This window comes from Streptomyces glaucus (assembly GCF_039533365.1).
Classification (GTDB): domain Bacteria; phylum Actinomycetota; class Actinomycetes; order Streptomycetales; family Streptomycetaceae; genus Streptomyces; species Streptomyces glaucus.
In genome coordinates this window covers 1-14,197 of record NZ_BAAATK010000091.1, presented here as the reverse complement: position 1 = coordinate 14,197, position 14,197 = coordinate 1, and the positions used below count along the sequence as shown (strand labels likewise).

13 protein-coding genes are annotated in these 14,197 nt (G+C 72.0%); 5 read left to right on the top strand and 8 right to left on the bottom strand.

Features of this window, described 5'->3' with window-relative positions; all coding sequences use genetic code 11:
- Positions 1–709: 709 nt before the first annotated feature.
- Together ABD363_RS31605 and ABD363_RS31600 are read right to left on the bottom strand one after the other, a co-directional pair.
- Complete coding sequence (locus ABD363_RS31605; RefSeq protein ID WP_344609827.1) at positions 710–1,057, bottom strand: hypothetical protein; 348 nt, start codon at positions 1,055–1,057, stop codon at positions 710–712.
- 236 nt (positions 1,058–1,293) lie between these two features.
- Positions 1,294–1,746, bottom strand: a complete 453-nt coding sequence (locus ABD363_RS31600) for a tautomerase family protein (RefSeq protein WP_344609825.1) — start codon at positions 1,744–1,746, stop codon at positions 1,294–1,296.
- Here ABD363_RS31600 and ABD363_RS31595 point away from each other — a divergent pair.
- Positions 1,739–2,227, top strand: coding sequence for a MarR family winged helix-turn-helix transcriptional regulator (locus ABD363_RS31595; protein WP_344609823.1), 489 nt, complete (start codon positions 1,739–1,741; stop codon positions 2,225–2,227). The genes ABD363_RS31600 and ABD363_RS31595 overlap by 8 nt on opposite strands.
- Before the next feature lie 315 nt (positions 2,228–2,542).
- Positions 2,543–3,358 carry a PhzF family phenazine biosynthesis protein gene (locus ABD363_RS31590; protein ID WP_344609821.1) on the top strand — a complete coding sequence of 272 codons (816 nt, stop codon included), beginning with the start codon at positions 2,543–2,545 and terminating at the stop codon, positions 3,356–3,358.
- Between the two features lie 42 nt (positions 3,359–3,400).
- Here the strand turns inward: ABD363_RS31590 and ABD363_RS31585 are convergent, their stop codons facing one another.
- Positions 3,401–4,201 (bottom strand): CPBP family intramembrane glutamic endopeptidase, encoded by an 801-nt coding sequence (locus ABD363_RS31585; protein WP_344609831.1) that lies wholly within the window; start codon positions 4,199–4,201, stop codon positions 3,401–3,403.
- A 127-nt stretch (positions 4,202–4,328) separates the two neighbouring features.
- Entirely contained in the window at positions 4,329–5,846 is a 1,518-nt protein-coding gene (locus ABD363_RS31580; protein ID WP_344609819.1) for a glutamate-cysteine ligase family protein, read from the bottom strand.
- A 571-nt stretch (positions 5,847–6,417) separates the two neighbouring features.
- Between ABD363_RS31580 and ABD363_RS31575 the strand changes: the two genes are divergently transcribed.
- The 3 genes from ABD363_RS31575 to ABD363_RS31565 all read left to right on the top strand — a co-directional run bounded on the left by ABD363_RS31575 (position 6,418) and on the right by ABD363_RS31565 (position 9,253).
- Positions 6,418–7,002, top strand: a complete 585-nt coding sequence (locus ABD363_RS31575) for a hypothetical protein (RefSeq protein ID WP_344609817.1) — start codon at positions 6,418–6,420, stop codon at positions 7,000–7,002.
- Between the two features lie 593 nt (positions 7,003–7,595).
- Positions 7,596–7,802 carry a DUF5999 family protein gene (locus ABD363_RS31570; RefSeq protein WP_344609816.1) on the top strand — a complete coding sequence of 69 codons (207 nt, stop codon included), beginning with the start codon at positions 7,596–7,598 and terminating at the stop codon, positions 7,800–7,802.
- Between the two features lie 398 nt (positions 7,803–8,200).
- Positions 8,201–9,253, top strand: coding sequence for a LacI family DNA-binding transcriptional regulator (locus tag ABD363_RS31565; RefSeq protein ID WP_344609815.1), 1,053 nt, complete (start codon positions 8,201–8,203; stop codon positions 9,251–9,253).
- Positions 9,254–9,364: 111 nt separating this feature from the next.
- On the opposite strand, the gene ABD363_RS31560 is transcribed toward ABD363_RS31565, so the two are convergent.
- The 4 genes from ABD363_RS31560 to ABD363_RS31545 form a co-directional block, all read right to left on the bottom strand.
- Positions 9,365–10,447 (bottom strand): endo-1,4-beta-xylanase, encoded by a 1,083-nt coding sequence (locus tag ABD363_RS31560; protein ID WP_344609814.1) that lies wholly within the window; start codon positions 10,445–10,447, stop codon positions 9,365–9,367.
- Positions 10,448–10,533: 86 nt separating this feature from the next.
- Positions 10,534–11,298, bottom strand: a complete 765-nt coding sequence (locus ABD363_RS31555; protein WP_344609829.1) for a carbohydrate ABC transporter permease — start codon at positions 11,296–11,298, stop codon at positions 10,534–10,536.
- A gap of 68 nt (positions 11,299–11,366) precedes the next feature.
- On the bottom strand, positions 11,367–12,365 hold the full coding sequence (locus ABD363_RS31550) for a carbohydrate ABC transporter permease (protein ID WP_344609813.1): 999 nt from the start codon (positions 12,363–12,365) through the stop codon (positions 11,367–11,369).
- 6 nt (positions 12,366–12,371) lie between these two features.
- Complete coding sequence (locus ABD363_RS31545; protein WP_344609812.1) at positions 12,372–13,664, bottom strand: extracellular solute-binding protein; 1,293 nt, start codon at positions 13,662–13,664, stop codon at positions 12,372–12,374.
- Between the last annotated feature and the right edge of the window lie 533 nt (positions 13,665–14,197).

The following is a 14,197-nucleotide window of genomic DNA, read 5'->3' as shown; positions in this document are numbered from 1 at the left end:
CCGCAGGGGACCGCGGCCCGTCAGCCCCTACGACAACACGAGTTCAACCTCAGTAACGACCGCTTCAGCAACTTCGCTGAGATTCGCGGAATCTTCGCTGAGACAGGTCACCGCTGTCCTGCCTCACTCAATCGAGTCGTTCTCTCGACGAACCGAGTCGTCCGGGCTTCTGCCTCAGCGAACCCGGTCGCGCGGCCGAGCGCGCTGGGGGTGCTGGACGGCTGTACCGGCTGGGACGGATCGGGCGGGGCCGTGCATCGAGTTGTCGTACGTCGACGCGGTACACGGGCCTTGCCGGCGTCCGCCGCGGGACTGTGTGACGGGCCGGTTCGAGGGTGCCGATCCGGTGCGTACGTTCCGGTGGTCGCGCGGTGAGCGTCGTTCTCCGGGTTGGTACCGGGCGGCGACGACAGGGCGGCACGTCGGCTTCGAACGCGCCCTGGAACCGGCCCTGCCCGAATTCCCCGACGCGGACTCCGACTCCGAGGCTGCCGACGAGCCCGGCGCCGCCGGCCGTCCGCGCTCAGCCCCGCACACCGCCATCCGGCGTCCCGCCTGCCGTCGTTGCGGATACGCCGCAAGGATCACCATGCCCGTGACCTGATGGACCGCTCATGACCGTAACGTCTGTCCCCGCCACCGCCTCCGGATCGGCAACGGCATCGCCGACGCCGACGAGCAAGCCGACATCGGCAGACTCCCCGACACGCTACGAGCCCGGAGACACCACCGAAACCCGATCGCCCGCCACGGCCGCCGCCGGGTTCGCAACGCCTGTCCGGATGCGCGAAAGATCTACTTCGCCCGGCTGCGGCAGTCCGCCGACCCGTTCGATCTGCTCGCCGCTGCACGCCACATCCTCACCGACGGCACCGGGAAACCGCCCTCTCCCGGCCTGACGCTCACGACGGTCCTCCACCTTCGAGTCGTGGCGCTCGCCGGACTTCCCGCCGGCCGGGAACGGGAACGCCGCGCCGTCGCCACCGGTCACGTCACCTGGCTCGTCGCCACCTGGCTCGCCGAGCGGATCACCGTCCGCAACGTCCTTCTCGGCCACGTCCCCAAGGATCGCGAGGTCCCCCTGATCCAATGGGCCGAGCAGCATTTCTCCACCCACAAGTCCGTCGCCCTCCACCGAAGCCCGAGGATCTGCGACGCGTTCTTCCCCCGCGAAACGATTCCGCCACCGCGCCAGCCCCATGAAGCCGACGCGGAAACACGGTGGAGCCCGTCCCCCCTCCTACCGCTGCCGGGCCTGAGTACAGCCGGGTCGTGCGGCGGCCCGGACGGGGGTCACACGGCGAGGGCGCCGCCGACGAAGGTACGTTCCGGCGGTGACGCCACGAGTTCGACCGTGGTGCCGGCGCGGAGGTCGTCACCGACGACGCGCGTGATCGCGTCGGTGAGCGCGGCGCCGAGGCGCGCGGTGATCTGGGCGGCGTCGGGGCGGTCGAAGACGCCGGCGCGGACGCCCAGGATCACCGAGGCGTTTGTGTCCACGGCCTTGCCGCCCTGCGCGAAACGGCCTGCGGGGACTCCGGTCAGGCGGATGCTCACGAGGTCGCGGGCCCATGCGCCATAGACGTCGACGATCGCGTCGGTCAGTGCGGCGATGAGCATGGGCTCGTTCCCGGTCAGCCTGTTCTCTGGAAGGTGGACGGCCAGATGCGGCATAGTGGACCTCGTTCCCTTTGAATCCAAAGCCTTTGTTTTTAAAGGTATCCGGAAGAGGTCGCCGATGTCCACGGAATCGGACGGTCCAGCCGTCGATGAGGCCGTCCGCACCCTGCTGTTGCTCATGCCACGGCTCGTGGGCCGCGCCAAGCGCCTGCCCATGCCTCCGGCGCTCCAGGGTCTGGACCTGGCACCGCGACACCTCGCACTGCTGGCCCACCTCGAGTACGACGGCCCCACCAGCGTCAACGAACTGGCCGCTCGGCTGGAAGTGGCCCCGACGACTGTCAGCCTCATGGTCAGCGAGCTGTCACGGCCGGGCGTCCTGCAGCGCACTGCCGATCCCGCCGACCGCCGCCGCCGCATCATCGCCATCGCCCCCGCCTACGCCGCGCCGATCGGCGAATGGCTCTCTCGCAGCGCCTCTGCCTGGGAAGACGTCATGCGCGGTCTCACCCCTGCGGAACGCGCCACGGTCATCACCGCCCTGCGCGCCTACGAGGCCGCCTTGGAGCAGGCGGGCGACCAGCATCGGAACGCGCAGCTGCGTTAGCGGGCCGAGATCTGTCTCGACGAACCGGGTCCCCGCGTCCCACCTCATCCGGTCCACGCAGGTCAGCTCAGGGACGGACGACCAACTTCGTCGAGCCAGGACGGCACCACCGCCGGCGGAGCCGACCGGGCCGCCCGCGTCCGGCACGGCGGCACCGGTCCGGAGAGCGGCCCGGCACGGCCCGGACCCCGCGTCCCCCGGTACCGGACCTCGCGTCCCCGGGTGCCGGGAGCCCGCCGCCCGCCCCGCCGGACCGGTCCAGCACTCCCGGATTGGCCTTGGCCCGCGGCTCCGCCGGGCCCTTAGCGTCGGGGCATGCGCATCCGAATCGTCGACGCCTTCACCGACCGGCCCTTCGCCGGCAACCCCGCCGGGGTCCTGCTCCTCGACGCCTTCCCGGAGGACGGCTGGCTCCAGCAGGTGGCCCTGGAGGTCAACCACGCCGAGACCGCCTTCGCCCACCGTCTGCCCGAGGGCGGCGAGGCCGACTGGGCGCTGCGCTGGTTCACCCCCGCCACCGAGGTCGCGATGTGCGGTCACGCCACGCTCGCCACGGCCCACGTCCTGCACACCACCGGCGCCCACGAGGGCCCCGTACGGTTCGCCACCCGCAGCGGCGTCCTCATCGCCACCCCCGGCGAGGACGGCTCGATCACCCTGGACTTCCCGACCGCCCCGCTCACCCCGGCCGACGTCCCCGAAGGGGTCGCCGAGGCCCTGGGCGCCGAGCCGCGCGCGGCTCGCGACACCGGCCCGGACGTCGGCGACCTGGTCCTCGAACTCGCCGACGAGAAGACCGTCCGCGCCCTGACCCCCGACCACAAGGCCCTCGCCGCCTACTCCGAGCGCGGCGTCATCGCCACCGCCCGCGCCGAGGATCCCGCCCGGGGCTACGACTTCGTCTCCCGCTGCTTCTTCCCGAACGTCGGCATCGACGAGGACCCGGTCACCGGCAGCGCGCACACCGCTCTCGCCCCGTACTGGTCCGCGCTCCTGGGCCGTACCGACCTCACCGGCCTGCAGGCCTCACCCCGCTCCGGCCTCGTCCGCACGCGGCTGCGCGGCGACCGCACCCTGCTGAGCGGTCGCGCCGTGACGGTCATCGACGGCGAGCTGCTGGCCGGCGGCTGAGCCGGCGGAACGGGGGCGTGCGGCGGCGACGTACGCCCCCATTCACGCCGTCGGCAGCCAGTCCACCTTCCCGGCCAGCAGCGCGTATCCGACGAAGGCGCCGATGTCGAGCAGCGAGTGCGCCACCACCAGGGGTCCCACCCGGCCCCAGCGCCGGTACAGGTACACGAACACCACGCCCATCACCATGTTCCCGATGAAGCCGCCGATGCCCTGGTAGAGGTGGTACGAGCCGCGCAGCACGGCGCTGGCGGCCAGCGCGGCGGCCGGGGTCCAGCCCAGCCGGTCGAGCCGGTGCAGCAGGTAGCCGACCACGACGACCTCCTCCAGCACGGCGTTCTGCACGGCCGAGAGGACCAGCACGGGGTGTTTCCACCACACGTCGGGCAGCGCCTCGGGCACCACCGTGAGGTTGAAGCCGAGGCCCCGGGCGGCCAGGTAGAAGGCGATGCCGGTGCTGCCGATGACGGCCGCGACCACGGCGCCGCGGCCCAGGTCCGGCCAGGGCCGGGTGCGGTCGAAGCCGAGGGTGCGCAGGCTCTCCCGCTCCCGCAGCAGGAAGTGCGCGACGAGCGCGACCGGGACGAGTGCCGTGGCGATCCCGAAGAGCTGCCAGGCGAGGTCCAGCCAGGGGCGGCCGGGCGCGGCCGAGGCGTTGAGGGTGGCCGCCTGGTCCTTCAGACCGCCCGGCCTGGTGACCGAGCCGATGAAGCTGATCAGGGCGGACACCCCGCTCGCGCCGAGCGAGAGCCCCAGCACGAGCAGCAGTTCGTCGCGGAGGATCCGCCGCGAGAGCGGCTCCTGGGGAGAGGGGTCGGCCGCCGGGCCCGCCTGCGCCTGCACGCCTGCCTCCAGTCGGGTCGTCACCGTCCCGGCCGGACGGCCGGGACCGGACGTCACAGCATGCCCGATCGACGTGAGGCGGGCACCGGCGGCCCCTCGGCTCCGGGCCGCTCCGGGCCGCGCGGCCTCAGCCCGTCGCCACCGGCTCCGGCAGGCCCACCGGCCACAGGTGCACGGGGTCGCCCTTGTGCACGAGCTCGCAGTACCGCCGGGTCGTCGCCGCCAGCGCGGCCTCCCGGCTCAGGCCCGCCTCCAGAGCCCGGTGGAAGGTGGCCGCCTGCCAGGTCGCGCCGTTGGCCCGGCGCCGGCACCGCTCGTCGATCACGCCCAGGTAACGGTCGCGGTCGGCGGGCTCGACCCCCCACGCGTCCAGGCCGGCCTCGGCCAGCGGCAGCAGTTCGTCGCGCACGAGGGTGACGGCGTCGATCTCGGCCGTACCGCCGTGCCTGCCCCGGCGGGGCCACTGGAAGCGGGCGTCGATGCCGTGGCGGCAGGCGGCCTCGAAGTTGGCCGCGGCCGCCTCGAACGGCAGCCGGGTCCACACCGGCCGCGCGTCCTCGGCGAGGGCGCGGACCAGGCCGTAGTAGAAGGCCGCGTTGGCGATGACGTCCGTGATGGTGGGCCCGGCGGGCAGCACCCGGTTCTCCACGCGCAGGTGCGGGACGCCGTCGGCGACGTCGTAGACCGGCCGGTTCCAGCGGTAGACGGTGCCGTTGTGCAGGACCAGCTCGGCCAGCTTCGGGACGCCGCCCGCGTCCAGCACCTCCAGCGGGTCCTCGTCGTCGCAGATCGGCAGCAGGGCCGGGAAGTAGCGCAGGTTCTCCTCGAAGAGGTCGTGCGCCGAGGAGATCCACCGCTCGCCGAACCAGGTGCGCGGCCGCACGCCCTGGGCCTGCAGCTCGGGCGGGCGGGTGTCGGTGGACTGCTGGAACAGCGGGGGCCGCGACTCGCACCACAGCTCGCGGCCGAACAGGAACGGCGAGTTGGCGCCGACGGCGATCTGCGCGGCGGCGACCGCCTGTGCCGCGTTCCACACGTCGGCGAAGCGGGCCGGCGTCACCTGGAGGTGCAGTTGCACCGAGGTGCAGGCGGCCTCGGGCGCGATGGACTTCGAGGTGCAGGTCAGGCGCTCGACACCGGCTATGTCGAGCTTGAAGTCCTCGCCGCGGGCGGCCACGATCTGGTCGTTGAGCAGGGTGTAGCGGTCGACGTCGGAGAGGTTGGACGACACCAGGTCGTCCCGGTCGAGCGTCGGCAGGATGCCGATCATCACGATTCCCGCGTCCAGCTCCCCGGCCTTCCGGTCGGCATATGCCAGCGAAGTGCGGAGTTCCTCCGCGAGCTGGTCGAATACCCGCCCGCCCAATCGGTGTGGAGCTATGTTGACTTCCAGATTGAACATGGCGAGTTCTGTTTGGAAGTCGCGGCTCGCGATCCGCTCGAGGACTTGCCCGTTCAACATTTTCGGCATGCCGTCGTCCCCGACGAGATTCAGCTCGATCTCCAGCCCCATCAGGTTCTTGGGGCGGTCGAACCGCTTCTCCGCCAGGAGTCGCTCCAGGCCCGTCAGGCACCGCTGGAGCTTGTCGCGGTAGCGCTGGCGATCGGACAGGTCGAACTGACCCGCCACGACCTTCTCCCCCATCGAAGCGTCCCTCCTCGGATGGGCGGGCCGAAGATCCCGCCGCCGGTGTCCCGGTCAGGTGGGATGATGCCCAGCCGAGACGATCGATAACGTCCCCGGACCCACCCGGCAGCCGCTACGCTGATCGGATGTGTCCAGCGGCACATTCGCCGGGCATGGCGCACCGCGCACTTTCGGTTACTCCGCGAACTCGTGGAAAACACCGACCATAATTGGCCGACCACTTCGCGGGTATTACCCGAGGTCATCGCAGCGCACCCGGCCCGGAATCGGGATGATTCCCATATATCGCCGACCGAATGTACTCTTGTTCTGCTTGCCGGAATCAGCTAGTTGAAACATAGTCTGAACACGCGTCGTATAAACTCCGCGAACAAGGCAGAGAAGGCTGGCGCCCCCGTCGGGGGATCCTGCCGCCGGAATCTCGCACGGCAGCCCTCATCCCCGCTCCGCGTCTCCGGAGTCCCGGACCCGGGCCCCCGCCTCTCTGACCTCGTGAGCTGACAGCGTCGTCCGCCCCGCCACGCCCCGCCCTCGCGCCGTCGTGCCTTCGAATGAGAGGCGACCCACCATGCCGCTGCATGTCCCTCCGGCTCCCGCGCCCGCCCTTCGCTCCGTCCTCGCCGCGCTCTCCTCGCCCGCCGCGGTCCGCGAGGCCCGAACTCCCTCCCTGCTCGCGGCCGCGGGCCCGGTCACACCCGAGCTCGCGCTGCCCGTGCACGTCCTGGACGGCATCACCGCCGGGGGCACGGCCACCACCCGGCTGACCGGATGGCGCTTCCTGCTCCGCTGCGGCGACCGCACGGTGGCCGCGGCGGAGACCAAGCCGACGCCCGACGGCTGGGCCTTCTCGCACTTCTTCGAAGGCCCCTACATCACCTCGACCGAGCGGGCGCTGCATCAGGCGGAGGCGGTGACGCAGCCCTACCAGCCGCGGCTGCTGTCGGTCCCCGGCCTCTACATGCTCACGCTGTGGCTGCACGGCGACTGCACGGCGGACGCCGCCACCGGTCATCCCGCCGCCACCGACCTCCTCGTACCGCTGGCGCCGGCGCCGCCCGGCATCGCCGCCCATCGTCCGTACCGGGCCGCCGACCTGCTTCCGGCACTGACCCCCCGGACGACCCCGGTGCGGCTGCTGCGCGAACCCGCCTGAGGGCCGCGCCACCGCGCCCGTCCGCGCCCCGCCGCCGTGTTCCGGGCGGCGGGGCGCGGCTCCCTTCCCGGTCCTTCCGTTCCCCGCCCCTTCGCCCCGCTCCCTCCGCTCCCACCTCCGCGCATCCGGCCTCTCCGCTTCCCGTCTCCCCGAGCCCGGTCCGCCCCGTCCCGGTCCCTCCGTCCCGGTTCCTCCGTCCCGGGCTCCCCGCTCCGGGTTCCCCCGATCCCGGTCCTTTCGCACCCGGCTCCGCCGAACCCGGGCCGTGCCGGCCCCGGGCCTTCTCCGGATCGCTTTCCTTCCCCCCTTCCGAACGTCCTTCCGGAACGATCCGCCCACGCGAGCGCCGGATCGCTCCAGGAGCGGTGAAGGGCTCCGGCGCGGCCGGACTAGCCCGGTTCGGCCAGGCCGAACCATCCGAAGTGACGGTGCAGTTGAGCTGAACCGCCCGGGCGGGTGGTGCGTCATGAACCGGTGAGAAGCGGTGCCGCGAAATCCCTGCGGATCGATGTCCGGGGGACAACACTGGGTTCGGACCGACCCACACACCGGGGGACGCCATGAATGACACGCCAGAGCGAAAGATCCCGCCCATGTGCCAGCACCAGCCGCCGTGCCCCTCAGCCGACTCCGCCGACCGGGAATCCGCCCGTCTCGTGGCGCACCACCCGGAGCAGGGATGGAGCCTGCTGTGCAACGGCGTCGTCCTCTTCGAGGACACCGGTGAGCTCCTGCCGGACGGCCGGATCATCGACCCGCACCGCCCGCTGGATCCCAGCCGGGTGATGACCGCGGCCTGAGACGCCACCGGGCGGCGGCACACCCCGCCCGGAGATCCGAGGGGCCGGACGCAGACCCTCCTGCGCACCGGCCCCGACGTGTGTCCGAGGAGATCACAGCGCGTGGTCCCCCTTGTCCGTCGCGCTCCCCCGTGCCTCCCCGTGCCCCTCTCGTCCTCTCCGTCCTCTTCGCTCCCCGCCCGGCCTGTCCCCGTCCCGCCGACGCTCACGGCCCGGCCTGTCCCCGTCCCGCCGGCAGTCACGGCCCGGCCGGAGCGCCCCGCGCGGGCACTCCCCCGGGACGGCTTCCCACAGATGCCCGTCTTCCGGAAGACTCCTGGAAGTTTCACACCCCGGGGTGCCGAAGTTCCGGGTGCGTGTACGCGGCGGACGCGCCATGCGTCGACGGAGGTGGGGAAGTGGCAGCACGCGGGGCCGGCGCCGAGGTGCCTTCCGAGGAGCGGGGCCGGGTCACCATCACGGAGATCGCCCGGCAGGCCGGGGTCTCGGTGCCGACCGTGTCCCGGGTCGTCAACGGCCGGTCCGACGTGTCGCCGGACACCCGGGCCAGAGTCGAGGACCTGCTGCGCCGGTACGGCTACCGCAGGCGCCCCGCGGCCTCCGGCGCCCGCGCCGCCCTGCTCGACCTGGTCTTCGACGACCTCGACAGCCCCTGGGCGGTGGAGATCATCCGGGGCGTGGAGGAGGTCGCCCACGCGGCCGGGGTGGGGACCGTGGTGTCGGCGATCCACGGGCGCTCGGGCGATGCCCGCGAGTGGATGCGCAACCTGCGGGCCCGCGCCTCCGACGGCGTCATCCTGGTCACCTCGGCCCTGGAGCCCGTCCTCCACGAGGAGTTGCGCATCCTCGGCGTGCCGCTGGTGGTCGTCGACCCGGCGGGCTCGCCCGCGCTGGACGTGCCCACCGTCGGCGCCGCCAACTGGTCGGGGGGCATGGCCGCGACCGAGCACCTGCTGGCGCTGGGCCACCGCAGGATCGGTCTGATCGCCGGGCCGCCCCGCCTGCTGTGCTCACGGGCCCGGCTCGACGGCTACCGTGCCGCCCTGGAAGGTGCCGGGGTGCCGTTCGACGACTCCCTGGTCGTGCCCGGCGACTTCCGGCCCGAATCCGGGTTCACCGGCTGCACCGCCCTGCTGGACCTCCCCGAGCCGCCGACCGCGGTGTTCGCCGCCAGCGACCAGATGGCGCTCGGCGCGATCGAGGCGCTGCGCCGGCGCGGACTCAGGGTCCCGGAGGACATGAGCGTGGTCGGTTTCGACGACCTTCCGGAAGTCCGCTGGTCGGCTCCGCCGCTGACCACGGTCCGTCAGCCACTCGCCGACATGGGCGAACTGGCCGTCCGTACGGTCCTGCGCCTGACCCGCGACGAGCGGCCGGCCGCCCCCCGGGTGGAACTGGGCACGGAACTGGTGGTCCGCGCCAGCACGGCGCCTCCGGCGACGACGGGCTGACGGACCGGCGCGGGCCGGCCGGAGCGGGACGCCGCCCCGGCCGGCCGCGCGAAAGGGCGTCCCGCCGTCACCGCCCGGCAGGACGCCCCTTCGCGCCTCCGTCGCCCTGCGCTACCGTCCGCCCAGCGCCTCCCGGATCGCGAAGTACGCGGGCTTCGGGCGCAGTTGCTCGTCCCACGGCAGGGCCGCGCCCTCGCCCGGGAAGACCCCCGGTATCCACGAGTACTTGTCGGTGTAGTCCCACAGCGTGATGCCCACGCACCGGCGCACCGCCAGGCAGGCCTTCGTCAGATCCCGGTACCACGCGGCCTGTGTGGCCAGCTTCGTTTCGTCCGCGGGCAGCTGCATGCGGACGTCGACCTCGGTGAGGGCCGTGTCGAGACCGAGCCGGGAGAAGCGGCGCAGGTTCTCCTCCAGGGTGGCCGGATAGCCGTACTGCAACGCCAGATGGGTCTGGAAGCCGATGCCGTGCAGCGGAACGCCCTCGGCCCTCAGCTCCTTGGCGAGCCGGTGGTAGGCGTCGCTCTTCGGGCCGATCGCCTCGATGTTGTAGTCGTTGAGGTACAGCTTCACGTGCGGGTCGGCCTGGTGCGCCCAGCGCAGCGCGTCGGCGATGTAGCCGGGCCCGAGCGTCTTGTGGAAGACCGTCTCCCGGTAGGTGCCGTCCTCGTTGAAGGCCTCATTGACAACGTCCCAGGCGAACACCTTGCCCCGGTAGTGCCGCACCTGCGTCTGGATGTGCTTCTTCAGTACGGCCCTGAGCTCCGCGGCCGTCCACTCCCGGCCGGTGAGCCAGTCCGGCAGCTGGCTGTGCCAGACCAGGGTGTGGCCGCGCACCTTCTGGTGGTGGGCGCGGGCCAGGTCGACGATCTCGTCGCCCTGGGAGAAGTCGAAGACGCCCCGCTCGGGTTCGGTGGCGTACCACTTCATGCCGTTGCCCGGGGTGATCTGGTCGAACTCGCTGCCGAGCAGCGCCGTGTACGGGGCGTCGGTCAGCTCGGGGTTGTCGGTGGCGCTGCCGAAGTAGCGGCCGTGCCGCTGCGCGAGCTCGGCGAGGGTGGGCGCCGGGCGGTGCCGTTCGTCCGCCTGGGCCGCGGGGCCGGTGGCCAGTCCCGCGGCGACCAGGGCGGCGGCGAGCGCGCCGGCGAGTCTGAGCCGGGTACGGGAGCGGATCGTCGTACGCGACGTGCGCATGCTGCGACTCCTCACGGTCGGGTGATGGGGGTCCCCCGCTCGACCGGAGGCCGAGAGCTCGGGGGGCGTGCCTCCGCGGGCGCCGGTCATCCCTTCGTGGCGCCGGCGGTGAGGCCGCCGACGAGCTGGCGCTCGGCGACCGAGTAGAAGGCCAGGGCGGGCACCATGGCCAGCACGAGGTAGGCGAAGACGCGGGCGGTGTCCGCCGAGTACTGGCCCTGGAACTGCTGGACGCCGATGGGGACGGTCCACCAGGTGGACTCGGTGAACACCAGCAGCGGCAGGAAGAAGTTGTTCCAGCTGGTGACGACGGCGAGCACCGAGACCGTGCCGAGCGCGGGCCGCGCCATGGGCAGCAGCACCCGCCAGAAGAAGCCGAGCGGACCGCAGCCGTCGAGCGTGGCCGCCTCCTCCAGCTCGCCGGGGATCTCCCGGAAGAAGCCGCGCAGGATGACGATGGTCATCGGCAGGCCGAAGGCGGCCTGCGGGAGGATCACGCCGAGCGGGTTGTCCAGCAGGCCCATCGAGCGCAGCAGCAGGAACAGCGGCAGGGCCGCGACCGCGAAGGGGAACATCAGCCCCATCGTGAACAGCGTGAACAGCACCTCCCGCCCGCGGAAGGCGAACCGGGCGAAGGAGAAGGCGGCGAGCGCGGACACCGCGACGACCAGGACGGTGGTCGCCACCGCGATGAGCGTGCTGTTGCCGACCAGCCGCCAGAAGTCGCCCGAGCCGAGGATGTCGGTGTAGTTGGAGAACACCCACGGGTCGGGCAGCCCGACCGGGTTGCGGGAGAGCTGGTCGGTGGACTTGAAGCCGGACAGCACCGCGTAGAACAGCGGCACGGCCATGACCGCGCCGACGGCGACCAGGACGACGTGCAGGGGCAGGGCCGTCTTCCCCCTGCGGGACTTGACCGTCACTTGCCCTCTCCCCTCATCGTCGTGGTGGCCCCCTGGAGGTCGCGGCGGAGCACGAACCGCTGGTAGGCGAGGGCGAAGACGAGGCTGATGCCGAACATGGCCACGCTGATCGCGCTGGCATAGCCGACCTGGTAGCGCTTGAAGCCGTACTGGAACATGGTCACGGCCATGGTCTCGGAGTGGTGGTCGGGCCCGCCCTGGGTGATCACCCACACCAGGTCGAACAGCTGGATCGCCCCGATCACGGACAGGAAGACGCTGATGCGCAGGGTGGGCGCGAGCAGCGGCAGGGTCACGCTGCGGAAGCGCTGCCAGGGGCCGGCGCCGTCGATGAGCGCGGCCTCCGTCAACTCACGCGGGAGGGACTGGAGTCCGGCCAGGTAGAGCATCATGTGGAAACCGAAGTACTTCCAGGTCATGACGAGGAACAGGGTGGCCATGACCATGGACGGGTCGGCGAACCACTCCCCGCCCACCCCGTCGAGCCCCACCTTGCCCAGGAGGTTGTCGGCGAGGCCGTCGCCGGGGGCGAAGATCATGCTGAACAGCACGCCGGTGATGGCCTCGGACAGCACGTACGGCGCGAAGAACAGCATCCGGTACACGGCCCGGCCCCGCAGTTTCTGGTTGAGCAGCACGGCCATGGCGAGCGCGAACGGCAGCTGGACGGCGAGCGAGAGCAGCACCAGGACCAGGCAGCGCCACAGGTCGCCGAGGAAGACCGGGTCCTTGACGAGCCGGGTGAAGTTGTCCGCGCCGATGTAGTCGGAGGGCATGCCGAAGCCGCCCCAGCGGAAGAAGGCGGCGTACAGCGCGAACAGGATCGGCAGCAGCACCAGGACGCCGAACAGCATCAGGGCGGGCAGCTGGAAGCCGACCGCGGTGAGCCAGTTCAGCGTCCGCCGCCGGCTGCGCCCCCGGCCCGCGGCAGTGGACGGAGGCGGCAGGCCGGTGTCGGGTCCGGTCCGCTTGTCCGGCAGGAACGTGGAGGTCATCGCGGGCTACTGCTCTTCCTTCGCGGTCTGCGTGATCGACTCGGTGACCTGCTCGGGCGACCGGGAGCCGGTGACGAGCGCGCCGACGCTGTCGTTGATCTCCTGGCCGAGCGCGGGCGCGTACGCCTGGTCGAGGTAGAGCTGGAAACCGGTGGCGCCCTTCAACTGCCGTTGCACCGCCTGGAGATTGGGGTCGGTCAGGGCGTCCTCGGCCGCCGGGACGACCGGGAGGACACCGGTCTTCTCGACCAGTTCGCGGTCGGTGGTGGCCGAGGCGAAGAACTTCAGGAAGTCGACGGCCTCCTGCGGGGCCCCGGCGCGCAGGGCGTGGCCGCCGCCCCCGCCGAACACCTCGGTGAGGGCGCCCTTGCCGCCCTCCACCTCGGGGAAGGGGAAGAAGCCGAGGTCCTTGCCGAGTCCCTTGCCGGAGTCCGCCTGCACCACGGGGGCCCACTGGCCCATGAGCTCCATCGCCGCCCTGCCGTTGCCGACGGTGGCGGCCTGCCCGGTGGGGGTGGAGTAGGCGGCGCCGAGGAAGCCCTTCTGGAACGGCTGGAGGTCGGCCAGTTCCCTGAGGTGCTTCCCGGCCTCGACAAACGCGGCGCCGGTGAAGTCCTTGTCGTCGCCGGCCTTCTCCAGGGCGTCGGCGCCGCCGATGCGCATCGCCAGATAGGCCCAGTAGTACATGCCGGGCCACTTCTCCTTGCCGGCCAGGGCGATGGGGGTGATGCCCGCGGACTTCAGCTTGCGCACGGCGTCGAGGAAGCCGCTCCAGGTGGTGGGGGGCGTGGCGATGCCGGCCTTCCTGAAGAGCGCCTTGTTGTACCAGAAGCCGACCATGCCGATGTCGAACGGGATGCCGTAGACCCTGTCGTCGACCAGGTACGGCTCCTTCGCGACCGGCAGCAGGCCGTCGGCCCACTCCTTGGTCCGGTCCGTGAGGTCCTCGACGAGCCCGGCGTCGACCTGCTGCTTCAGCACGCCGCCGCCCCAGGTGTGGAAGATGTCCGGCAGCTTCCCGGAGGCGATCAGCGCGGTCATCTTCGCCTTGTAGGCGTCGTTCTCGAACTGGACGATCTTGACCTTGACGTTGGGGTGCTGCGCCTCGAACTTCCGGGCGAGGCCCGCCCACACGTCCTTGGTCGGCTGGGTGGTGGAGATGTTCCACCATTCGATCGTGGTCGTCCCCGACGACCCTCCGTCCGAGTCTCCGCCACAGCCGCTCAGTGCCGTCATGCCCAGACCGGCCGCGGCGGAGGCCGCCAGGAAGCCGCGGCGGGACAGTGCCGGGTCGCCCATCATGCGCTCCTCTTGGGTACAGGACGGCGCGTCCACGCCCGTCCGTATGATCGAAACTTTCGGAGAAAGTTCTGAAAGATGCGTTGCTGCCGCACCCTAGAGACAGCGCCTAAACGGTGGCAACCCCCTGTACGCGGTGAATCTGCGATCAACTGGCGTCACATCCGGGGAGTTTGGCCCGGCGGGCCCGCATCGGGAGCCGGAATCACGGTCCGGGCGCCCACCCGTACCGGTCGAAAACGACCCGGCCTCCGAGGGCGCGCCCGCCGATCATCCGGCCGGCACCGCTCCGCCGGGACGCGCCCGGCGGCCGGGCGCGACGGCGGGCGATACGGAGGACGCGGAGGACGCGGAGAACGCGGAGGACGCCGGGCAGGCCCGGACGACCGGCGGCACCGGCCCGCGGGCCGCGCCGTGCCGCGCGGGACCGGTTCGGACGAGCACGCCCGTCACCGCCCCGGCGGCTCCGGCGCCGGGGCGGTGAGCCGCGTCCGGGCGGGCCGGGAGTCCGGCGCGCCCGGCGGCCCCGGCCG